At 43.3% G+C, this 21308-nt stretch carries 20 protein-coding genes; 14 read left to right on the top strand and 6 right to left on the bottom strand.

Translation table 11 applies throughout. The features are described from left to right. Positions 1 to 37: 37 nt before the first annotated feature. Both O9300_RS12955 and O9300_RS12950 read left to right on the top strand, forming a co-directional pair. Positions 38 to 3724 (top strand): tetratricopeptide repeat protein, encoded by a 3687-nt coding sequence (locus O9300_RS12955; protein ID WP_287972032.1) that lies wholly within the window; start codon positions 38 to 40, stop codon positions 3722 to 3724. Between the two features lie 416 nt (positions 3725 to 4140). Next, the gene (locus tag O9300_RS12950; RefSeq protein ID WP_002736855.1) at positions 4141 to 4374 is read left to right on the top strand and encodes a DUF2283 domain-containing protein; all 234 of its coding nucleotides are present in this window, start codon (positions 4141 to 4143) and stop codon (positions 4372 to 4374) included. A gap of 122 nt (positions 4375 to 4496) precedes the next feature. Here O9300_RS12950 and O9300_RS12945 read toward each other — a convergent pair whose 3' ends face one another. Next, a complete protein-coding gene (locus O9300_RS12945; RefSeq protein WP_002735722.1) occupies positions 4497 to 4940 on the bottom strand; it encodes a toll/interleukin-1 receptor domain-containing protein in 444 nt (147 codons plus the stop codon). 105 nt (positions 4941 to 5045) lie between these two features. Then, entirely contained in the window at positions 5046 to 5354 is a 309-nt protein-coding gene (locus O9300_RS12940; protein ID WP_287972031.1) for a hypothetical protein, read from the bottom strand. A 312-nt stretch (positions 5355 to 5666) separates the two neighbouring features. Between O9300_RS12940 and O9300_RS12935 the strand changes: the two genes are divergently transcribed. Further along, positions 5667 to 6164: a DUF29 domain-containing protein gene (locus O9300_RS12935; protein ID WP_002798842.1), complete on the top strand. Its 498-nt coding sequence runs from the start codon at positions 5667 to 5669 to the stop codon at positions 6162 to 6164. A 151-nt stretch (positions 6165 to 6315) separates the two neighbouring features. Here the strand turns inward: O9300_RS12935 and O9300_RS12930 are convergent, their stop codons facing one another. Then, a complete protein-coding gene (locus O9300_RS12930) occupies positions 6316 to 6465 on the bottom strand; it encodes a hypothetical protein (RefSeq protein WP_287972030.1) in 150 nt (49 codons plus the stop codon). Further along, positions 6455 to 6772: a PIN domain-containing protein gene (locus tag O9300_RS12925; RefSeq protein ID WP_287972029.1), complete on the bottom strand. Its 318-nt coding sequence runs from the start codon at positions 6770 to 6772 to the stop codon at positions 6455 to 6457. The genes O9300_RS12930 and O9300_RS12925 overlap by 11 nt, the downstream gene beginning before the upstream one ends. 647 nt (positions 6773 to 7419) lie before the next feature. Here O9300_RS12925 and O9300_RS12920 point away from each other — a divergent pair. From O9300_RS12920 to O9300_RS12895, 6 genes are all read left to right on the top strand, one after another. Beyond that, positions 7420 to 7770 (top strand): DUF433 domain-containing protein, encoded by a 351-nt coding sequence (locus tag O9300_RS12920; RefSeq protein ID WP_002798844.1) that lies wholly within the window; start codon positions 7420 to 7422, stop codon positions 7768 to 7770. After that, positions 7748 to 8110: a DUF5615 family PIN-like protein gene (locus O9300_RS12915; RefSeq protein ID WP_002798845.1), complete on the top strand. Its 363-nt coding sequence runs from the start codon at positions 7748 to 7750 to the stop codon at positions 8108 to 8110. Before O9300_RS12920 ends, O9300_RS12915 begins: the two co-directional genes overlap by 23 nt. A gap of 236 nt (positions 8111 to 8346) precedes the next feature. Next, on the top strand, positions 8347 to 8979 hold the full coding sequence (locus O9300_RS12910; protein ID WP_287972027.1) for a type I restriction endonuclease: 633 nt from the start codon (positions 8347 to 8349) through the stop codon (positions 8977 to 8979). A 219-nt stretch (positions 8980 to 9198) separates the two neighbouring features. Continuing rightward, a complete protein-coding gene (locus O9300_RS12905) occupies positions 9199 to 10353 on the top strand; it encodes a SpoIID/LytB domain-containing protein (RefSeq protein WP_287972025.1) in 1155 nt (384 codons plus the stop codon). A gap of 138 nt (positions 10354 to 10491) precedes the next feature. Beyond that, entirely contained in the window at positions 10492 to 14055 is a 3564-nt protein-coding gene (gene metH / locus O9300_RS12900; RefSeq protein WP_287972024.1) for a methionine synthase, read from the top strand. 3 nt (positions 14056 to 14058) lie between these two features. After that, positions 14059 to 14424, top strand: a complete 366-nt coding sequence (locus O9300_RS12895; protein ID WP_287972022.1) for a hypothetical protein — start codon at positions 14059 to 14061, stop codon at positions 14422 to 14424. A 16-nt stretch (positions 14425 to 14440) separates the two neighbouring features. On the opposite strand, the gene O9300_RS12890 is transcribed toward O9300_RS12895, so the two are convergent. Both O9300_RS12890 and O9300_RS12885 read right to left on the bottom strand, forming a co-directional pair. Next, on the bottom strand, positions 14441 to 14560 hold the full coding sequence (locus O9300_RS12890; RefSeq protein WP_044035004.1) for a photosystem II protein Y: 120 nt from the start codon (positions 14558 to 14560) through the stop codon (positions 14441 to 14443). A 65-nt stretch (positions 14561 to 14625) separates the two neighbouring features. Next, positions 14626 to 15177, bottom strand: a complete 552-nt coding sequence (locus O9300_RS12885; protein WP_147074048.1) for a gamma carbonic anhydrase family protein — start codon at positions 15175 to 15177, stop codon at positions 14626 to 14628. A 108-nt stretch (positions 15178 to 15285) separates the two neighbouring features. Between O9300_RS12885 and O9300_RS12880 the strand changes: the two genes are divergently transcribed. From O9300_RS12880 to O9300_RS12860, 5 genes are all read left to right on the top strand, one after another. After that, a complete protein-coding gene (locus tag O9300_RS12880) occupies positions 15286 to 15801 on the top strand; it encodes a TIGR02652 family protein (protein ID WP_012265996.1) in 516 nt (171 codons plus the stop codon). A 132-nt stretch (positions 15802 to 15933) separates the two neighbouring features. Continuing rightward, positions 15934 to 16431: a VOC family protein gene (locus O9300_RS12875; RefSeq protein ID WP_147072726.1), complete on the top strand. Its 498-nt coding sequence runs from the start codon at positions 15934 to 15936 to the stop codon at positions 16429 to 16431. 130 nt (positions 16432 to 16561) lie between these two features. After that, the gene (gene glpX / locus O9300_RS12870; protein WP_052277789.1) at positions 16562 to 17599 is read left to right on the top strand and encodes a class II fructose-bisphosphatase; all 1038 of its coding nucleotides are present in this window, start codon (positions 16562 to 16564) and stop codon (positions 17597 to 17599) included. A 184-nt stretch (positions 17600 to 17783) separates the two neighbouring features. Further along, positions 17784 to 19070, top strand: a complete 1287-nt coding sequence (locus tag O9300_RS12865; protein WP_287732711.1) for a glutamyl-tRNA reductase — start codon at positions 17784 to 17786, stop codon at positions 19068 to 19070. A 322-nt stretch (positions 19071 to 19392) separates the two neighbouring features. After that, complete coding sequence (locus tag O9300_RS12860) at positions 19393 to 20802, top strand: CHAP domain-containing protein (protein WP_287972019.1); 1410 nt, start codon at positions 19393 to 19395, stop codon at positions 20800 to 20802. Positions 20803 to 21308: the final 506 nt, after the last annotated feature.

Below are 21308 nucleotides of genomic sequence, written 5' to 3'. Positions count from 1 at the left end.
TGAAGAGTTGTAATAGAACAATTCTAAACTTATCTCTATGTTAGTCCTCACCATCCGCGAAGAAGGAATTAACGATGGTGGCTTTACTGCTACTCTCAATTTTGATAGCGGTAACAGCTACCCAATTACGGTTACTGACCCCTTTACTAACCAAGAAGAAAAAGACCTAGAATGGTACTTTGAGGAATGGTTAGTATTTCCCACCCTAGACACGGATAAGGCGCAAAAAGCCGCCAACAGTGTCCAAAACTATGGCGAAAATTTATTTGAGCAAGTTTTTAAGCGTAATTTTGATGCTTATGGGGAATATCGAGACTTGCGAAAGCAGTTAAGTCAACTGCAAATTATCATCGAAAGTCAGTCGCCAGAATTTCAAGCTTTACATTGGGAAGCGCTGAAAGATCCTGATTTACCGCGTCCCTTTTCTATAGATTGTATCATCTCCCGTCAGCGTCGAGGGGCTACAGTTGTCCCGGTGCAAATGGCCACTTATCCTACTATCAATCTCCTGGTGGTGATTGCGCGTCCTAATGAGGAATCTGATGTTAACTATCGCACTATTTCCCGTCCTTTAGTAGAACTGGTAAATAGTAGTGAAATACCGGTAAAAATTGATATTTTGCGTCCCGGAACTTATGAATCACTAACCAGACATCTGGATGAGAAGGGAGAAGGATACTATCATGTTATTCATTTCGATGTTCATGGCGGATTAATGGAATATGAACAGTACCAAAGACAGGTTCACGGGGATTCTTGGCGCTATCAAAGGGGATGGGGACTGGAGGATTTAGCAGAATATGAGGGAGTAAAAGCTTTTCTGTTTCTGGAAGGAGAAGAAAAAGGTCAAGCGACTCCGGTAGAAGCGACGGAATTAGCGAATTTACTCACTGGGAAAAATATCCCTATTTGTATTCTCAATGCTTGTCAGTCAGCAAAGCAAATTTCCCAAGAATCAGAAGACTATCGGGAAACCAGTTTAGGGAGTCGTTTGATGACTGCGGGAATGCAAGCAGTGGTGGCGATGGGATATTCGGTGACGGTTTCTGCAGCTAAGTTGATGATGAAACCAATTTATCAGCAATTATTGAACGGAAAAGACCTAACGGAAGCGATGCGAAAAGGACGGTTAGAGTTATTCAATAATAAGCAACGCCGCGCCTATTATAATACGATAATAGATTTGGAAGATTGGTTATTACCAGTGATTTATTGTCGCGGTAAAATTAATCTCAATTTGCGTCCATTTACTCCAGAAGAGGAGGAAAAATACTGGGAACATATCGGCAATCAATATGTCTTTCCTTTACCAGAATACGGCTTTGTCGGCAGGGATTTAGAAATTCTCAAGATGGAAAAGGCGCTGCTGAAACATAATATCCTTTTACTCAAAGGAATGGGAGGGACAGGAAAAACTACCTTACTCAATTATCTACGAGAATGGTGGCAGAAAACCAACTGGGCGACCCATATTTTCTATTTTGGTTATGATAGAAAAGCTTGGACGTTAGAACAGATTGTCTATGAAATCGGTCAGGGAATTTATAATCGCTTTGAACAGGCGAGTTTCCAAGCGATGAACCTGAAAGCGCGGGTAAAGAAACTAGAGCAAAAACTCCGCAGTGAGGCGTATATTCTCATTTTAGATAATCTGGAGTCGGTGACGGGACAACCGTTAGCAATTCAGAATACTTTACCGGAGAATGAGAGGGAAGAAATCGCCGAATTTCTCAAGAATTTGGTCGGGGGAAAAACGAAGGTGATTTTGGGTTCTCGCAGTGAGGAAACTTGGCTGCAACGCAGGACTTTTAAGGAGAACATCTATCAGTTACAAGGATTAGACCAAGAGTCGAGAACTGAATTAGCGGAGAGAATCTTAGAACGTCAGGCGAAGAGTCGGAAAAATGCGATTAAAAAGGATGATTATTTTAAGCGCTTGATGAAGTTGTTGGCGGGATATCCGTTGGCGATGGAAGTGGTATTAGCGAATCTGAAGCGACAGTCACCGGAGGAGATTTGGCAAGGGTTACAGTTGGCGGAATTAGCTGATGTGGGGGATAAGGATAAGACTAATAATATCATCAAATGTGTGGAATATTCCCACAGTAATTTGTCGGAGGAGGCGCAGAAGCTGTTACTCTGTTTAGCGCCTTTTAGTGGGGTTATTTTCAGGGGTGTTATTCGTCAATATAGCCAACAACTACAGCAATTAGAACCTTTACAAGGCTATCAATTTGACCAATTTGATGCAGCGATTGAAGAAGCGATTCATTGGGGTTTGCTTTCGCCGATGAGTGAAGAAATGCCGAGTTTATTGACTATCCAGCCCATTTTTCCCTACTTCCTGAAGACGAAGTTAAAGGAATTAGCACCAGAGACGCAAGCAGCAATTTGGGAGGGTTTTAAGAATCATTACCGAGGCTTGGCAGGTAATTATAGTAACTTACTAAATTCCAAAAATCCGCAAGAGAAGCAGTTAGGGATATTGTTCTGTCGCTGGGAGTATGAAAATCTGTTTAATGCGTTGCAAATCGCCCTCAATCAGCAAGAAAGCGTACTTAGTATTATTACTTGCTTGAATAGTTATCTGGATTTAAACCAAGATACTCAGACTAATTTAAAGCTCCTAGAGTTCGTTCTCGAAACTTTTGAAAACTATCCCCCTGAAGCCAAACAAGGGCAGGTGGCAATAGAAATCATTGGTATAATTTTCGAGACAGGAAGCAAATATTTACTAAGTAAAAATTATCAGAAAGCGAAAGAGATTTACCAAAAAAGCCTCGAATTAATCAAGCAAATTAGTGAAAGTTACAGTCAAGTTAAGCAATCTTTGCAAGCCAGCACCCTGCACTGTTTGGGAATGGTAGCGCAAGAATTGAGGGAATGGGAGCAAGCCCGAAGCTACTACCAGCAAGCTATTGAGATCTACATTGAATATGGCGCTGCCGGAGGCACGCAAAGCGCCCGCTACTCCCAAGCCAGAACCCTGCACCAGTTGGGATATTTAGCGCAAGAATTGAGGGAATGGGAGCAAGCCCGAAGCTACTACCAGCAAGCTCTTGAGATCTGCATTGAATATGGCGATCGCTACTCCCAAGCCACCACCCTGCACAATTTGGGAATAGTAGCGCAAGAATTGAGGGAATGGGAGCAAGCCCGAAGCTACTACCAGCAAGCTATTGAGATCTTCATTGAATATGGCGATCGCTACTCCCAAGCCCGCACCCTGCACAATTTGGGAATCGTAGCGCAAGAATTGAGGGAATGGGAGCAAGCCCGAAGCTACTACCAGCAAGCTATTGAGATCAAGATTGAATATGGCGCTGCCGGAGGCACGCAAAGCGCCCGCTTCTCCCAAGCCAGCACCCTGCACAATTTGGGATCGGTAGCGCAACAATTGAGGGAATGGGAGCAAGCCCGAAGCTACTACCTGCAAGCTATTGAGATCTACATTGAATATGGGGATCGCTTCTCCCAAGCCAGAACCCTGCACAATTTGGGATCGGTAGCGCAAGAAGTTGGGGAATTGAGCCAAGCCAAAAGTTATTACCTGCAAGCCTTACAAATTTGGGCAGAATTTAACGATGGTTACAGGGTACAAACCTTTTCTTTGCCTCGTCTTGTTGCTCTTTATCAGCAAACGCAAGATGAGGAGATTTTTGTCGGTATTGCTTCTGTTTTGGGGGTTGGGGTTGAGGAGGTGCGGGGTTTGCTGGAGGGTTAGAATGGGTTTTGGGCGCAGGGATTGTTTGAGCGCAATCATTGTTTGGGCGCAATCATTGCGCCCCTACGGGGGAAATATTGGTTTGTCTTGGGATCTCGAAGTGTTCGGCGATGAAGCTGTTGAGTAATTCCTTTGAGGCTTGAGGTTAGTATAATTATGACAACCGCCAAGGCTGTTAGGATATTTACAATCTCCGAAACCCTCTCAGGTTGTACTTTTGATTTCTGACTTGCGCGTAGCGCTATAACAGGAGGACAAATCGAATGGCGGCTCTCTTGGATTTGGTGGGTAAAATGTATTCTAAGATACATTCCTCCTAGCGAGGGAGTGGAACGAACCACAAAGACACAAAGGACACAAAGATCGATCGATCATATAGTAAGTTAAACTTATCACACAGAACCTAGAAGAGCCGAATGGCAGCAAACCTAATTATTAAATATGACCCCACTGGAGACATTCTCTATATTAACAAATGCGCTCCCTATACCGAACAAGAATCCGAAGAATTAGGAGATGATATTATCGTGAGAGTCAACCCAAAAACCGAAGAAATAGAAAACCTAGAAATCCTTTTTTTCTCCCAAAGACTACAAGAAAACAACGAACTCCAACTTCCCCTTATCGCCAATCTCCGCTTGGCAGTTTAGTGTAATCAGATTGAGTAAATCATTAAAACAACTTAGCTTATGTCTGCAAATATTCGTCAACAACTCCATCAACATATAGTTAAAATTAGACAAAGCATAGCTTGGGATGAGACAAGCCAAATCTAAAAGTGGTGTATCTCATGAGTCAGTCCGTCGGAGCTTGTCGTATTTTTAAGTGCCTGTGTAATTTCTTTCAATTCTTGATTGTCTTGTTCAAGATTAGGGACGAAAATCATTGGAAATTTTTTGAGAATCCAAGGAATATGTTCTAGGTTTGAATTATCTGAGGAAGAGACAATAACAGGAATGATACGACCTTGATACTTTTCTTCTCCAATTGCATAACTAATATCAGAAACAACATTAAAAGGCTTCAGTGATTCTGGTGTTAATAAGACTATCATTGCTTCAGATTCTTGTAAGGCTTTACCTATGTTATTAGCCCAGTTTTCCCCGGGTAACATTTCAGCAGCATCCCAAACTTGAAAGCCATCTTCTTTGAGAGAATCAGCAACTCTCTTAGCTAACTTAGCCTCAGTAAAGGCATGACTAATAAAAACTTTCATATTCTTTCTAGCTTCCTCGATATTTAAATTAATTCAACTGATTTATTCATAATCTGCTGACAATTTACTAAGAGTATAGCGTTTTTAGTCGCTAGAGAAACTCATTTACTCCTCGACTTCATCAGGAATAGATTCAGCTAACTTAAGCATAGCGCCTAAATCGACTGTTTCTTCAGCGAAATTTCCTGTGCGGGCTTCTGCGAGTCCCCGTTTGAGCGACTCGCGGACACTAGGATTCTGAAAAGCCCATAGTTCTCCCTCTGGAATCGCCACCATGGGAACCAAAAGAAGCTCCCCGCTTGCATTCATCAGTATTCGATAGTGACGGTTGCTACATTCAGTCCCAAGGCTAATCCGTCCGCAAGCATCAGCCTGAATATCTTCTTTAATGAGGGAAAAATTCTGATACTCCATCACGTCTCCTCCTCTTTTCATATACTTATTCTAGATAAGTTACCCAATTTGGGCAATAGGGTTATGTCCATTTAGCTTCTCACTATCTAAAGAAAACAGGTTAAACTTGTTCGGGCTGGAGCCTTGACAACAAACCCAGTTTGTAGTTGCACTCTCTTCGCTAAATTCTCTCCCCTTTCCTTGTAGGATAGGGTTCAGGGGAGAGGTCAATAATTAAGAATCCAATGCGATCACACTATCTGGTAAAGATCAAGTATAATAATAAATATAAAGACCAAATTATTCATCTACCGTTAACTTAATGAAAGCCAAATGAACTTATTAAAACAATCGGACATTCAAGAAAATCCCACAACACTTTACGAACAAGATCTTCAGTTGTGGATTGAGCAAACTATTCATCAATTACAGAATCGACAGTTTGAACAACTGGATATAGAAAACTTAATTGAGGAGTTAAAAGATTTGGGTAAGTCAGAGAAACGCGCCTTAGAGAGCAACTTAATGGTCTTGTTGATTCACTTACTCAAATTAAAGATACAGCATGATGCTCCTGAGACAATGAAAGCAAGTTGGTATAATTCAGTAGATGAGCATCGCCAGCGCGTTCAAGATGATTTACTTAAGACTCCCTCTCTTAAATCTTATCTCTTAATCTCCATCACACAAGCCTATTCCAGCGCTCGTAAAGTCGCCATCAAACAGGGTAAACGCGCTCAATTTGGTATTCGTATTCCCCAAGAAAGTGAGTATCCCCTCGCTTGTCCTTTCACACCTGAACAGATTCTAAATGAGGACTTTTACGGGTAAAAACGAAAGTAAACATTATCGATAATAAAACCATGAAACCAGAATATGACCTTGCCAACATGAAAAATCGCCCGAATGACCTAACCCCCCTTCCCTGCGAAATAAGGGGGGAATAACGAACCAGGTTTGTAGTTGCGATCCCTTCGCTAAACTATGATTGACTTTGAAGTTTTTCTAACTCTTTAGTAGCTTGTTGCCAATAGGCTAATTCTTCCTTTATTTTCATATTTTTAATGTCTTCATAGATTTTTTCGCTACTCAACCGTTTCATTTCCACACAATCAAATTGCTTAACCTTCATAATTAATAACCTCCAGAGGTGAATAAATATCTAGCTGTGAATATCCCTTGATTACATTAATCGCTCGGTAAAGAGGAATTTTTGGAAAATGGACGATATGCTTAAAGTTCCAACTGACAATCATGGTACATCCAGCAACACTTGCTAAAGCAACATGAAGCGCATCTAACATTGATTTCTGAGTCACCACACCATAATCAATATAAGCTTGCCTCAGTTGTAAAGCAGATTCAGTAATTTCAACTAACTCTGTATAGGTTATAACCTCTGCAAAAAAATTGTCGAACCTTCTCAGGAGCAGGTTCAATTTCTCTTAAAACAACTGAAGAAGTTATCAGTTTTAGTTTACCTCCTCTAACTAGGGTTTGCTGAATAAATCTAAAAACCTTGTTGGGTAAGACTTTTAGACTTTTTGTCAATCAAAAAGTACCAGTTCTGGGAGTGATCGGGGGAAAATTAAGGTACTTTTTCTCTGAAAATTAGGTAATTGACCAGATGAGAATCGGTAAAAACCTACACCCCACACCCCACACCCCACACCCTGTCCCCAGGAAAAACTTTTTCAGCAGACCCTAACTAGCTCAAAAAAAGTTAGGCTTTCCTCTCGGAATTCATCATCAAAAACACCACCAAATACTGATGTATCTGCATAAACTCTAATCATTATAATTTCTCTATCTCGCTTTTTTATTCTATCATGATAGTTGATGGGTTTGACCTAACCCCCCTAACTCCTCTTCCCTGGGAGGGAAGGGGAGAATAACGAACCAGGTTTGTTGTTGCGCTCTCTTCGCTAAATCTTTCTCCTCTCTCCTTGTAGGAGAGAGTCCAGGGGAGAGGTCAATAATTAAGAACCCAAGGTGAGCGCACTATTTGGCAACGATCAAGTATAATTAAGATAACAATGTTACTTAGAAAACAAAGTGAAGTTTGAATCTTCAATTAGGATAACTCATGCAACTCGAAGACTATTTTAATTTTCTTGCCCCTAACGATATCCGACTAAAAGAAACCCGCATCGGTATTGAAACCATTTTATACGATTTTATTTACCAAGCGAGAACTCCCGAAGAAATTGCCAATACTTATCCGTCTTTAACCCTAGAACAGGTATATGCGACGATTCTTTATTATCTTCATGAAAAAGAAAAAGTGAGTCAATACATCACCGACTGGCTAGAATGGGGAAGAAAAATGCGAGAAGAACAGCAAAAAAATCCTCCGCCTTCGGTTGAACGACTGAGAAAATTGAAAGCTGAAATAACAGCCAAACAGCAAGCTAATGACACTGAAATATTTAATTGATGAAAATGTTAATTCGGTGTATCCTCAACAATTGCGTCGCCGAGAACCAGAAATCATTGTTCGAGTAGTTGGTGAACCAGATACACCAAAATTAGGTACATTAGATCCAGAAATTTTGATTTGGTGTGAGGTAATGGGTTTTATTTTAGTGACAAATAATCGTGCCTCTATGCCCGTTCATTTAATAGCTCACTTCAGGCAAAATCGTCATGTTCCTGGAATTTTTATTCTCAATCAAGATTTAAGTGTTGGTGATAATTTGTTAGAATTAATTGTAATTGCTAAAGGCTCTTTTGACAATGAATATGAAAACCAAATTATTCATTTACCGTTAACCTGATCAAATTGAAATAATCTTATTAAAATAACTAAGAATCCCAATTCACGATCGCTACGAACCCGGTTTGATGAGGAGATTTTCGTTGCTGTGGCTGATATTTTGAGGATTGGGATTGAGGAGGTGCGGGGTTTGCTGGAGGGTTAGGATGGGTTTTGGGCGTAGGGATTGTTTGGGCGCAGGGTGCGTGTTTGCGGCTATCAATTCAGTTAACGTAAGTCTTAATTAAGGAGGTAAATATGGTTCAAATTTTACAAGCAAAAGAAGTCACTCTCAGAGATTTAATTAATCATTTTCAACTACAGTTTATAGAAGATGAGCATTTTTTTGGGGAATGGCAGCAAGACCTAGAAGCAATCTCTGAACAGGAAAAAGAATTGTTAGATAAAATCAAAACAGGTTATTTTAACTTATTGAATTATCCTCCCTTTTTAGAAACTTCGGTGAGGATGACGGTTTTAGACCCATTATTATTTATTGGTAACTTTTATCTATTTCCCTTTCACATTAAAGCAGAAGAGTCTGTTGAAATTATTACAGAAGATCAAGATTTAATAATTAAGGGAAGGTTAGATACTTTAATTCTAAAAGAGCAATTATGGGTAATGATTATTGAATCAAAACGGGTTATTTATTCCGTTGAAGCAGGTTTACCGCAATTATTAGCTTATTTAATGGCCAATCCTCATCCCAACCGTCCTAATTATGGAATGTTGACCAATGGTTCCGAGTTTTTATTTGTTAAATTATTATGGGACGGTAAACCTTTATACGGAACCTCTCGTTTATTTGCCATGAGAAATCCGGGGGATTTATACGAGGTTCTCAAAATCCTTAAACATCTCTGTCAGTCTAGCGAGGGGGTGGAATGAACCACAGAGACACAAAGGACACAAAGATCGATCGCTTCTATGGTAAGTTAAGCTGATCACACAGAACCTAGAAGAGCCTGGATTAGAGGAGATTCGGCTAATCTAAGGATGGGCGGTTAAGAATTTTTTCGGCTTTTCTTGACTATTTCAGCCTTATTTGTCCTAACAAGCTCAAGAATACGAGAGTTTTTGTCTAGAATTGCCTAGCCTGAGAGGGGAATGATAAAGTTAGATAAGAAAATTAAAGATGGTGTGATTAAAGTGAAATTTGCTGCTAGTACCTATTTTTCCCTGCTGCGCCATTGTGCCGTTCCTTTGTTGTCGATCGCTACTTTTACGCCAATTCTCCTAACTTATTTAGCCAAGGAAAAACCAGAAACCCCGCAAGCGCAGGCAAATCTAGAGACTGCTGCCTCCCCTGCTCCTATTATCCCATCTCCGATCGTACCCTTAACCCCGCCATCGCCGAAACTATCCCCCTCTCCCCAATCTTCTGCGACTCCAAAATCAGCACCCTCTCCTCAGTCTTCCCTCTCCGCACCGAAAAAATTAGCACCCTTTCCTCAGTCTTCTCCTAATACTTCCCCCGCTGCCGCGGCCAAACCGGTAACTAGACAACCCTTAGCGGTTCCCGCTAATTATACGCCGCCGGTCCTAGAAATTCGCGTAGCGATTAAAAGGGATGTGGCCAGTGTTTTGATTGGAGTTAACGGGCCGGCGGTGATCACCGACCGTCAAGGTCGCGGTTTAAAAACGATTGCCACTAACGAGGGTTTACCGGTGATTGCCAGTGCCAATGGCTTAAAAATGGGCGATTTATCGCTGCCAGAGGTGATTTTTGTGCAGCCCACCAGTGCCGATGGTTTAGTTTATGTGGATGATGGTTGGTATCGGGGCAAAGTGCTGCTGGTTGCCCAAGGCGATCGCTTGTTAGTGGTTAATCATGTTAATTTAGAGGCCTATCTCTATAGTGTGGTGGGTAGTGAAATGCACTCCACTGCGCCAATGCACGCTTTAAAGGCACAGGCGATCGCCGCTCGTTCCTATGCCCTAGTACATATAATCCGCCCCGCTAATGCTTGGTTTCATCTGGGCAATAGCCAACGCTGGCAGGTATATAAAGGCATTCGCTCGGAGTATCAATCGACTCACCAAGCGGTTAATGCCACTGCTGGGCAGATTCTCAGCTATAAAGGGGGTGTAGTCGAGTCTCTTTATGCCGCCACCGATGAAATTGTCGCTTGGGCCCACGGTGGTCGCGGCATGAGTCAAACTGGGGCTTATAAATTAGCGGAAAAAGGCCTAGATTATCAACAAATTCTCGGTAATTATTATCCCGGAGTTGGTTTAGCTCGTCTAGTTCTACAAAATTAGATTGATTGGCTTCCTCGACTGAAAACTCAAATCTGATCACTGATGACTGATGACTGATTACTGAAATGCCGACCATAGCAGATTTCTAGTAACTGTATTACAATAAACTTTCAAAATGCTATAGCAGTAAATCTCTCTATGAATAGCCCCTTTCTTGACTACCTCAACGGTCCCAAGCATCCCGTCCTCGTCTTTGATGGAGCGATGGGAACTTCCCTACAAAGCCAAAATCTGACGGCCGAGGACTTTGGTGGGGCAGAATACGAAGGTTGTAACGAGTATCTTGTCCATACTAAACCTAGCGCCGTAGCGAAAGTCCACGAAGCCTTTTTAGCCGTGGGTGCGGATGTGATTGAAACCGACACCTTTGGGGGAACCTCGATAGTTTTAGCCGAGTACGATTTAGCCGACCAAGCCTATTATCTCAACAAAAGCGCCGCCGAACTGGCCAAAGCTTGCGCTAATAAATACTCTACCCCCGAAAAACCCCGTTTTGTGGCGGGTTCCATGGGGCCGGGGACAAAACTGCCCACTTTGGGTCATATAGACTTTGATACTCTCAAAAATGCCTATGTGGAACAGGTAGAGGGTCTCTACGATGGCGGGGCAGATTTATTATTAGTAGAAACCTGTCAGGATGTCCTGCAAATTAAAGCGGCTTTAAATGCTATTGAAGAAGTATTTCAGCAAAAAGGTCAACGATTGCCCCTCATGGTTTCGGTGACGATGGAAACCATGGGAACGATGTTAGTAGGAACGGAAATTAACGCCGTTGTCTCTATTTTACAACCCTATAAAATCGATATTTTGGGACTTAACTGCGCCACTGGTCCCGATTTAATGAAACCCCATATTAAATATCTCTCGGAAAATTCCCCTTTTATTGTTTCTTGTATTCCTAACGCTGGTTTACCGGAAAATGTCGGCGGTCAAGCGCACTATCGCCTCACTCCCGTAGAATTAAAAATGGCTTTAATGCACTTTATCGAAGATTTGGGAGTACAAATTATCGGCGGTTGTTGTGGTACTCGTCCCGACCATATTCAAGCTTTAGCGGAACTAAGTCAGGGTTTAACTCCGAAATCTCGTCATTATCATTATGAACCCTCCGCCGCTTCTATTTATAGTACCCAACCCTATATTCAAGATAATTCTTTCCTTATTGTCGGGGAAAAATTAAACGCCAGTGGTTCTAAAAAATGTCGGGAACTTCTCAATGCTGAAGACTGGGATAGTTTAGTATCGATGGCGAAAGCGCAGGTAAAAGAAGGGGCGCATATTCTCGATCTCAACGTCGATTATGTGGGCCGGGATGGGGTGCGCGATATGCACCAATTAGCCTCTCGTTTAGTTAATAATGTCACCCTACCTTTAATGTTAGATTCCACCGAATGGGAAAAAATGGAAGCGGGGTTAAAAGTAGCGGGGGGTAAATGTATCCTCAACTCTACTAACTACGAAGACGGGGAACCGCGTTTTTATCAAGTCTTGGATTTAGCGAAAAAATACGGCGCAGGGGTAGTAATTGGAACCATTGATGAAGAAGGAATGGGACGCACTGCCGAGAAAAAATTCCAGATAGCTAAACGGGCCTATTATGCGGCGATAGAATACGGAATTCCTCCCTACGAAATCTTTTTTGATCCTCTAGCTTTACCGATTTCTACCGGTATCGAAGAAGACCGAGAAAATGGTAAGGCTACCATCGAAGCAATGGGCCGAATTCGCCAAGAATTGCCAGAATGTCACATTCTTTTAGGTGTGTCTAATATCTCCTTTGGCTTGAATCCGGCAGCGCGTCAGGTATTAAATTCCGTCTTCCTCAACGAAGCGATGCAGGTGGGGATGGATGGGGCAATCGTCAGCGCTAATAAAATTCTTCCTCTGGCAAAAATTGAACCAGAATATCAGCAAGTTTGTCGGGATTTAATCTATGATAATCGTCGTTTTGATGGCGATATATGTGTTTATGATCCCCTGACCAAATTAACCGAATTATTTGCGGGTAAAACTACTAAAAAAGACCCCTCTAGTAATGCTAATTTACCCGTGGAGGAACGCTTAAAACAGCATATTATTGATGGGGAAAGATTGGGACTGGAAGAGGCTTTAAAGCAAGCTTTACAGGACTATCCACCCCTAGATATTATTAATATTTTCCTCCTGGATGGGATGAAGGTAGTGGGTGAGTTATTTGGTTCGGGGCAAATGCAGTTACCTTTTGTTCTCCAATCTGCCCAAACTATGAAAGCAGCTGTTGCTTTTTTAGAACCCTTTATGGAGAAAAAAGAGGGGGATAATAATGCCAAAGGGACTTTTATTATCGCAACAGTTAAAGGGGATGTTCACGATATTGGTAAAAATTTAGTTGATATTATCTTGACAAATAACGGCTATAAGGTGATTAATTTGGGCATTAAACAACCCGTAGAAAATATCATCGAAGCCTACAAAGAACATAAAGCCGATTGTATCGCTATGAGCGGTTTATTGGTGAAATCAACGGCTTTTATGAAGGAAAATCTGGAGGTTTTTAACGAAAAAGGAATCACCGTTCCTGTTATCCTTGGCGGGGCAGCTTTAACTCCCAAATTTGTTCATGATGACTGTCAAAAAACCTACAAGGGACAGGTTATCTATGGTAAAGATGCCTTCTCTGACCTGCATTTTATGGATAAATTAATGCCCGCTAAAGCTGGGGGTCAATGGGATGATAGTAAAGGCTTTTTAGCGGAGTTTGCCGAGGCAGAAAAAAGCCCGGTTGTTGCCGAAGAATTAAAGGTTAATCCCGATACTATTTTTACCGATGGCAGCGTCAACCAAGAATTAGTTATTGATACCCGTCGGTCCGAAGCGGTGGCAGTTGATATTCCCCGACCAACACCGCCCTTCTGGGGTACTAAAATATTAACAGCAGCAGAAATTCCCATCGAGGAGGTTTTCTGGTATTTAGACCTACAAGCTTTATTTGTCGGTCAATGGCAATTCCGCAAACCAAAAAGCCAATCGAAGCAAGAATACGACCAGTTTTTACAGGAAAAAGTTCATCCAATTCTAGCAGCATGGAAAGAGAAAATTGTCAAGGAAAATTTACTAAACCCCACATTAATTTATGGTTATTTTCCCTGTCAGTCGTCCGGTAATTCCCTCTTAATTTACGATCCCGAATCGATACAAGCGGGCGAAAAACCCGAAAATCTGCAACCGATCGCCATTTTTGAGTTTCCTCGCCAGAAATCCGGTCGTCGTCTCTGTATTGCTGACTTTTTCGCCCCGCAGGAATCCAGTATTATCGACGTTTTCCCGATGCAAGCAGTGACAGTGGGGGAAATCGCCACGGAATACGCTAAATCTCTCTTTGATGCCAACGAATATACCGAATACCTCTATTATCACGGCATGGCTGTCCAAACCGCCGAAGCCATGGCCGAATGGACCCACACCCGCATCCGTCGCGAGTTAGGTTTCGCAGAGTTCGATCCCGATAATATCCGCGATATACTGCAACAGCGTTACCAGGGTTCTCGCTATAGTTTCGGCTATCCCGCTTGTCCCAATATTCAGGATCAATACAAGCAACTGAATCTGTTAGGATGCGATCGCATTGGGATGTCTATGGACGAAAGCGAACAATTGTACCCAGAACAATCCACCACCGCCATTATCACCTATCACCCCACCGCTAAATACTTTAGTACCTAGGGTTTGCTGAAAAAGTTTGTTGGTGGGGTTAGGAGTCGGTCGTCAGGAGTCGGTCGTCAGGAGTCGGGAGTCAGGAGTCGGTCGTCAGGAGTCAGGATTCAGGAGACAGGAGACAGGAGACAGGAGACAGGAGACAGGAGACAGGAGACAGGAGACAGGAGACAGGAGATTATTTTTATTTATACTTCCCACACCCCACACCCCACACCCTACTTCCCCACTTCCCCACACCCCACTTCCCCACTTCCCCACACCCTACACCCCACACCCCACACCCCACACCCCACACCCTACACCCTACAGCCCAATCAGCGATCGCCCCCTAAGGAAAAATTAAAAACCGATCGCCTAGGCGGTCGGTTTTACTAAAAATTATAAACTTTTATTAACTTTGTTTGCTGAGAAACTGTTGAGCTTGTCTAATAGCGGCAGCGCCGATATTGAAGACAGCCCAGCCGGCAGCAATAAGCAAAGGGGTTAAAACGATCAACACTCTCCAGTCCATAGATTTCCTTCTCCTCGGTCAGCACTTAAAAGATCGTTACTTAATTCTCATTTTATATTTATACCCTAATCCGCCCGTTTTGGGAATCCAGTATCAGTAGCTTTTCCCCCATGAACGAGGGCAAGTTTAGCATAGCGCTCGGCGTGTTCGATCAACTCTTGAGCCTCCTGTGGCGACACTTCCCGGACGCGTTTAGCGGGAATACCCACCACTAAAGATCGCGGTGGTATATCTTTTGTGACGATACTACCCGCCCCGACAATACTACCCGCCCCGACGCGCACACCATCGAGAATCACTGCCCCAATGCCGATTAAACAACCGCGTTCAATATGGGCTGCGTGAATTACCGCCCGATGCCCGATGGTAACGTAATCTTCAAGGATAGTAATTTTGCCCGGATCTCCGTGTAGGATCGCCCCATCTTGGATATTAGTATAGGCCCCAATTTCGATGCGTTCCACGTCGGCACGCAATACCGCCCCATACCAAACACTCACCCCCACAGCTAGGGAAATATCGCCCATTACCGTGGCATTAGGGGCGATAAAAGCCGCTTGACTGACATCGACAAGGGGCCAGAAATTAGAAGTTGATCTTAAGTTATCTAAAGACATGAAAGGATCTACACTAAAGTCGAAAGAGAATACCCGTCCAATTTGGTTGGGTATAATATGGATAGGATTATTGGTACAAAGATAGCAATTTTTAGTTTAGGTTCTTCCATGATCAATGCAAGTTTACAATACCCTGTTTTTGGCCCCGATATCCATTGTCCTCACTGTCGGCAGCTAATCCCCGCCCTCACTTTGACGGATACCTATTTGTGTCCGCGCCATGGGGCTTTTGAAGCCGATCCCAAAACGGGCGAGTTGGTTCACTTGCAGTCAGGACGGCATTGGCGACTCTGGAATGGTGAGTGGTATCGTCAACACACTCACCCGGATGGTATTCGTTTTGAGATTCACGAAGCACTCGATCGCCTCTATACTCAAGGATTTAAAGCGACTAAAGTAATTATTGCCAACCGTTATCGCGATTTAGTTAGTTCCTACCTAGAACGTAACACCACTTGGCGCGGTAATGGACCGGGTGAAGCCACTATTCCCCGTCTCTACGGTTTACCAGTAGAATTTAGCCCCGATGCTCCCGATGAACCCTGTTGGGATGTAATTAATTTTGATCTGGAAAAAGAACCGGGGGTTCCCAAACGTTATCCCTATTTTCGTCTTTTTGATTAATCAATAGCCATCGGGAGTCAGGAGATAGGAGGCAGGAGATTATTTTTATTTACTCTCCCCATTTCCCCACTTCCCCATTTCCCCATTTCCCCACTTCCCCACTTCCCCACTTCATAATTCTTTCTCCTGAAAATGCACCATGCTTCTATCCGCACCGCTAATATCCATCGGGCGATCGCTTTTTACCAACTTCTCGGTTTTACCCTAGAGGAAAGATTCACCACGGGTTATACTTTGGCCTGTTGGCTAACGGGGTTAAACGGACGCATCGAATTAATCCAAATTCCTCAACCGAAACCCGCCCCCGATGCCTTTAGCGATCAGCATTATGTCGGTTATTATCACTTGTCTTTTGACTTAACAGAAAATGTCAGCAATTTACCAGAATGGTTAGAAAAATTAACAAATAACTTTCAGCAAGCTCATCAAGAGGATGCCGATTTATATCAACCTTTAAAAATTCTTTTGCCACCCCAACAACAGATGATCGGCGATCACGTCTATGAAGTCACCTTTATTGCCGATACAGACGGGTTACCCCTGGAATTTATCCGTCGTTTAACGCCGAAATCAGCGATCAAGGTCTCAATAACGGAGATGGAGGGGACAGTGCTGGCAAAAACTCCCTAGCTATACCAGTCTCCTCCAGATGATCTGCATAAAAACTTAAGAATGATCCCCGTCTGGTGATAGACTTTTGACTGTTAAGGAAACAAACTCACTAGATAAATCATAGATCAGCTGTAGGGAGGATCATCGAGTGGAAAGTACGCTAGGGTTAGAAATTATCGAAGTGGTCGAACAGGCTGCCATTGCCTCCTCGAAGTGGATGGGTAAAGGCGAAAAAAATACCGCCGATCACGTCGCTGTAGAAGCGATGCGCGAACGGATGAATAAAATCCATATGCGCGGTCGCATCGTTATTGGAGAAGGGGAAAGAGACGAGGCTCCCATGCTCTATATTGGCGAAGAAGTGGGTATCTGTACCCAAGTTGATGCCAAACAATATTGTAATCCCGACGAATTAGTCGAAATCGATATCGCCGTCGATCCCTGCGAAGGCACTAACTTGGTTGCCTACGGTCAAAATGGTTCTATGGCCGTGTTAGCTATCTCCGAAAAAGGTGGGTTATTCGCCGCTCCTGACTTTTATATGAAAAAATTAGCCGCTCCCCCAGCAGCTAAAGGTCATGTGGATATTAATAAATCGGCGACGGAAAACCTGAAAGTCCTTTCCGATTGTCTCAATCGTTCGATCGAAGAACTGGTGGTAGTAGTTATGGATCGTCCCCGTCACAAGGAATTAATCCAAGAAATCCGCAACGCTGGGGCCAGAGTTCGTCTGATCAGCGATGGTGACGTATCGGCCGCTATTTCCTGCGCTTTTTCGGGAACTAATATTCATGCTCTCATGGGTATCGGTGCCGCTCCGGAAGGGGTAATCTCGGCGGCGGCTATGCGTTGTCTAGGCGGTCACTTTCAGGGACAATTAATCTATGATCCCGAAGTGGTCAAAACCGGTTTAATCGGCGAAAGCAGAGAGGGTAATATCGCTCGTCTGCAAGAAATGGGCATCACTAATCCCGATCGCGTTTACGGTTGCGAAGAATTAGCCAGTGGCGAAACCGTCCTCTTTGCCGCCTGTGGGATCACCCCCGGCACCCTGATGGAAGGGGTACGCTTCTTCCATGGTGGCGCTCGTACCCAAAGCTTGGTTATCTCCACCCAATCGAAAACCGCTCGCTTTGTCGATACCGTTCACCTGTTCGACCAACCCAAATACATTCAACTGAGATAATTCTCTGACCGGGTGGGGTGGCCATGGCTCACCTCGCCCCCATTGGTAAAAATATATAAAGTTTTTTTTCAAACATCTTTTATTTGCATCCCGATGGGGACTAAATTGCAACAATTAGAGACATAACGCACTGATCTTTATCAATAATTTTTGTAGCCTGAGCAACATTTGTAGGAGAACATAAATGAATATTGCTGTAGTGGGCTTGAGTCACAAGACAGCCCCTGTGGAAATTCGCGAAAAATTGAGTATCCCGGAAGCGAAAATCGAGTCCGCCCTTACCCACCTCAAGGGTTATCCCCACATCCAAGAGGTGGCGATTATCAGCACCTGTAACCGTTTGGAGATCTACGCCGTGGTTACGGATACGGAAAAGGGCGTGGTGGAAATTACCCAGTTTCTCGCTGAAATCGGGCATATTCCCCTTAATGTCCTGCGTCGTTACCTGTTTACCCTGCTGCATCAGGATGCTGTCCGTCATCTGCTGCGGGTGTCGGCTGGTTTAGAAAGTCTTGTCCTCGGTGAAGGGCAAATTCTCGCGCAAGTTAAAAATACCCATAAATTAGCTCAAAAGTACAATACTATTAGTCAATTACTCGATCGCCTGTTTAAACAAGCCATGACTGCCGGTAAACGCGTTCGCACGGAAACCAGCATCGGCACGGGAGCCGTATCGATCAGTTCGGCGGCGGTGGAGTTAGCCCATGCTAAGGTGGCAGACCTCAGCAGCAAGAAAATCGCTATTATCGGGGCAGGGAAAATGTCCCGATTATTAGTTACTCACCTTCTGGCTAAGGGTTCTCAGCAAATTGCGATCGTCAATCGCTCCCAAAGACGGGCCCAGGAGTTGGCCCGTGAATTTCCTAACCTACCGCTGCAACTATATGGCTTAGAAGAGATGATGACTACCGTAGCGGCATCGGATATCGTCTTTACCAGTACCGGAGCCACGGAACCAATTTTAACTAAAACTTTATTGACAGAAGTGACGATTACTGCTATGTCCCTGATGTTAATCGATATTTCCGTTCCCCGCAACGTCCATACCGACGTGAAGGAATTGGCACAAGTGCAAGCTTTTAACGTCGATGATCTCAAAGCGGTGGTTGCCGCCAATCAGGAAAGTCGCCGTCAGATGGCCAGGGAAGCAGAGGCACTCCTAGAGCAGGAAGTGGAAGCTTTCGAGCTTTGGTGGCGTTCTTTGGACACTGTCCCGACAATTAGCTGTTTAAGAAGCAAAATTGAAGATATTCGCGAACAGGAATTAGAAAAGGCCCTCTCCCGTCTGGGGACGGAATTCGCCGAAAAACACCAAGAAGTTATCGAAGCAATGACCCGCGGTATCGTCAATAAAATCCTTCACGAACCCATGGTACAACTGCGCGCCCAACAGGATATCGAAGCGCGTAAGCGCTGTTTACAATCCCTGCAAATGCTCTTTAATCTCAGTGTCGGAGAAGAATATAGTTAGGGACTGGTAATCCACAAAAATTAAGGCCGATTCTATGGGTCTGTTAAGGTGATTTTGAGGGATTGGGGGCGAATAATTTGGCAGCATTCCCCTATCCACAATTTCAAGATTGACAGACCAATAGACTTTTGGCTGTGGAAAGGCGGTAATATCCGCCTCAGTGGAATAGTAGAAAGCCTTCTGCGGTAATTATGCCCAAATTGAGGTGATTAAACCCCGCAGTGCGCTATTAAGTTTCATGTAGGGATGTTAAACCGATGGAAGTGGGATAGTAGGATGAATATAAGTAAGCTTTCACTTTCAATCTGAGGAATGTTTATTTATGACTCTGAGGGAAGATATTCGATGGTTTAAGGATCAGTTCCTCAGAAAGATCGAGGATGCCCTACAGGACACACCATTTAAGCCTGATTTATTAGTTGCTATTGCGGTACAAGAGACTGGTTATATCTGGAGAAATCTATACAAAAGAATGTCCGTTCCAGAACTGCTAAAGCTTTGCGTTGGTGACACAATTGACTCTCCCAATCGAAGTGCATTTCCTAAGGACAAGGCAAAACTGTTGAGTGCCGCAAATGGAGATAAAATGTTTTCTATTGCCCGAAACTCTTTAGAGTCAATGGCAATATACGTTCCAGGCTATGAAAGTTCAGTGAGTAATCCTGATAAGTTTTGTCATGGATTCGGTATTTTTCAGTATGATTTACAGTTTTTTCTAGAGAATCCAGATTATTTTCTTGAGAAACGTTGGTACAACTTTGATAATTGTCTACAGCTATGTGTCGGTGAGTTAAAGCAAGCACTTAGGAGAGCCTATGGTAGTAATAGAACTGAGCTAACCGATAAGGAAATGGTGTATGTTGCCATTGCTTATAACAAAGGGAGTGTTGATCTAAATCGTGGTTTTGATCAAGGATACTTTGATGGAGAAAAGTATTATGGTCAATACATTTGGGACTATTTACAGATTTCTAAATCCATATCAGTGAGAGAACAGTTTATGAGAGCTACTTGGTTTGAACTTTTTCGTAAGGAAGAAAATGACAATGCTTATCCTGTTGTTGCTGGAATGAATGGAGATAAATGTGTCCAGTTGATCGAGTTGAAGTCTCGTTCAATAGCTGAACTTAAAGGTATTTTTGAGAATGATCCCTGGGCAGCAACATTTGTTGTTGCTCCTAAAGATAAACCAATTCCTGTCCCTGTCATTGAAGAAGATATTCGTCAGAAGGTGCTGGACATTGCTGTTCGAGAGGCTTCCAAAGGAAGGAGTCATGCACCTGGGAATGAAATTGATGTTCTTGTTCTCGATCCTTTACGTCCTATCATGGTTAAGCTAGGTCACTTGCCAGCTAACGACAGGGATGGTTTTTATAATTGGTGTGCGGCTTGGGTAACCTATGTATGCCGCTCTGCCGGCATTCAAATTCCTGATCGTTACAAGACCTTCTGGGCGAGTGTTGCTCTAGTTGATTCTTGGAGAGATATGGGAAAGCGTACAGGTGCTTGGTTTAAACAAGGTACCAGGTCACCAAAGCCAGGGGATATTGTTTGCTTTAACTGGGATGGAGATGCTGACTTGGATCATATTGGAATAGTCAGAGGCTTGGCACCAGGTGCAGTGTTGACTTGTGAGGGAAATAAGAACAATACCGAGGGATTATTTACCCGAAATCTAAGTGTTGTTGATGGTTTCCTAGATATCGAAATTCTGGCAAGTGAGCTTACCTAAACAAACAGCGGTTTAACAAACCAGTGCAATCGCTGATCTAATCGGGTGCGAAGCATGAAATGTAACGCACCTTTTTAGTCAAATCAACTTTGTACGCGACACTGCGATCGCTGTAGGGTGCGTTCCCTGATGCAAGTCCTACTGCTCCACCAATAGATTTTTGGGAACGCACCATGCTCATTCATTGAAGCTGTGAGTCTAATGGGACTTAAACACAAAACCGAACTTTTTTAGCTATAATCAAGTCATAGTGGGACTTAGACAAAAAACAAATCGAGAAAAGCCTCAACTCCAATCCCCGCTTGGGATTTACTTCGAGAAGCCCAAAATCGCTGAAACCCAGATAGATCAAGGAAAATCATAAATCGAGGTTAACCCTTTGTCCCGTAATGGTTTGAGCCTTTTTTGCTGACAGAAAACGCCTAAGTCCCACTAGGTCCATATTAGAACCCAGAAAAGCGTTCTTAAAGATATCAGTTGTGAAAGTACACCTAACTTCACCGTTA

The organism is Microcystis sp. LE19-195.1E, assembly GCF_027532095.1.
Lineage (GTDB): Bacteria > Cyanobacteriota > Cyanobacteriia > Cyanobacteriales > Microcystaceae > Microcystis > Microcystis aeruginosa.
Note: the sequence above shows the minus strand (reverse complement) of the source record. Positions and strands in the feature narration are given on the sequence as shown.

Excerpts from the sequence above, each read along its gene's own strand:
- O9300_RS12955 (WP_287972032.1), top strand. The coding sequence starts at position 38 with ATGTTAGTCCTCACCATCCGCGAAGAAGGAATTAACGATGGTGGCTTT.
- O9300_RS12950 (WP_002736855.1), top strand. The coding sequence starts at position 4,141 with ATGGCAGCAAACCTAATTATTAAATATGACCCCACTGGAGACATTCTC.
- O9300_RS12945 (WP_002735722.1), bottom strand. The coding sequence starts at position 4,940 with ATGAAAGTTTTTATTAGTCATGCCTTTACTGAGGCTAAGTTAGCTAAG.
- O9300_RS12940 (WP_287972031.1), bottom strand. The coding sequence starts at position 5,354 with ATGGAGTATCAGAATTTTTCCCTCATTAAAGAAGATATTCAGGCTGAT.
- O9300_RS12935 (WP_002798842.1), top strand. The coding sequence starts at position 5,667 with ATGAACTTATTAAAACAATCGGACATTCAAGAAAATCCCACAACACTT.
- O9300_RS12930 (WP_287972030.1), bottom strand. The coding sequence starts at position 6,465 with ATGAAGGTTAAGCAATTTGATTGTGTGGAAATGAAACGGTTGAGTAGC.
- O9300_RS12920 (WP_002798844.1), top strand. The coding sequence starts at position 7,420 with ATGCAACTCGAAGACTATTTTAATTTTCTTGCCCCTAACGATATCCGA.
- O9300_RS12915 (WP_002798845.1), top strand. The coding sequence starts at position 7,748 with ATGACACTGAAATATTTAATTGATGAAAATGTTAATTCGGTGTATCCT.
- O9300_RS12910 (WP_287972027.1), top strand. The coding sequence starts at position 8,347 with ATGGTTCAAATTTTACAAGCAAAAGAAGTCACTCTCAGAGATTTAATT.
- O9300_RS12905 (WP_287972025.1), top strand. The coding sequence starts at position 9,199 with ATGATAAAGTTAGATAAGAAAATTAAAGATGGTGTGATTAAAGTGAAA.
- metH (WP_287972024.1), top strand. The coding sequence starts at position 10,492 with ATGAATAGCCCCTTTCTTGACTACCTCAACGGTCCCAAGCATCCCGTC.
- O9300_RS12890 (WP_044035004.1), bottom strand. The coding sequence starts at position 14,560 with ATGGACTGGAGAGTGTTGATCGTTTTAACCCCTTTGCTTATTGCTGCC.
- O9300_RS12885 (WP_147074048.1), bottom strand. The coding sequence starts at position 15,177 with ATGTCTTTAGATAACTTAAGATCAACTTCTAATTTCTGGCCCCTTGTC.
- O9300_RS12880 (WP_012265996.1), top strand. The coding sequence starts at position 15,286 with ATGATCAATGCAAGTTTACAATACCCTGTTTTTGGCCCCGATATCCAT.
- O9300_RS12875 (WP_147072726.1), top strand. The coding sequence starts at position 15,934 with ATGCACCATGCTTCTATCCGCACCGCTAATATCCATCGGGCGATCGCT.
- O9300_RS12865 (WP_287732711.1), top strand. The coding sequence starts at position 17,784 with ATGAATATTGCTGTAGTGGGCTTGAGTCACAAGACAGCCCCTGTGGAA.
- O9300_RS12860 (WP_287972019.1), top strand. The coding sequence starts at position 19,393 with ATGACTCTGAGGGAAGATATTCGATGGTTTAAGGATCAGTTCCTCAGA.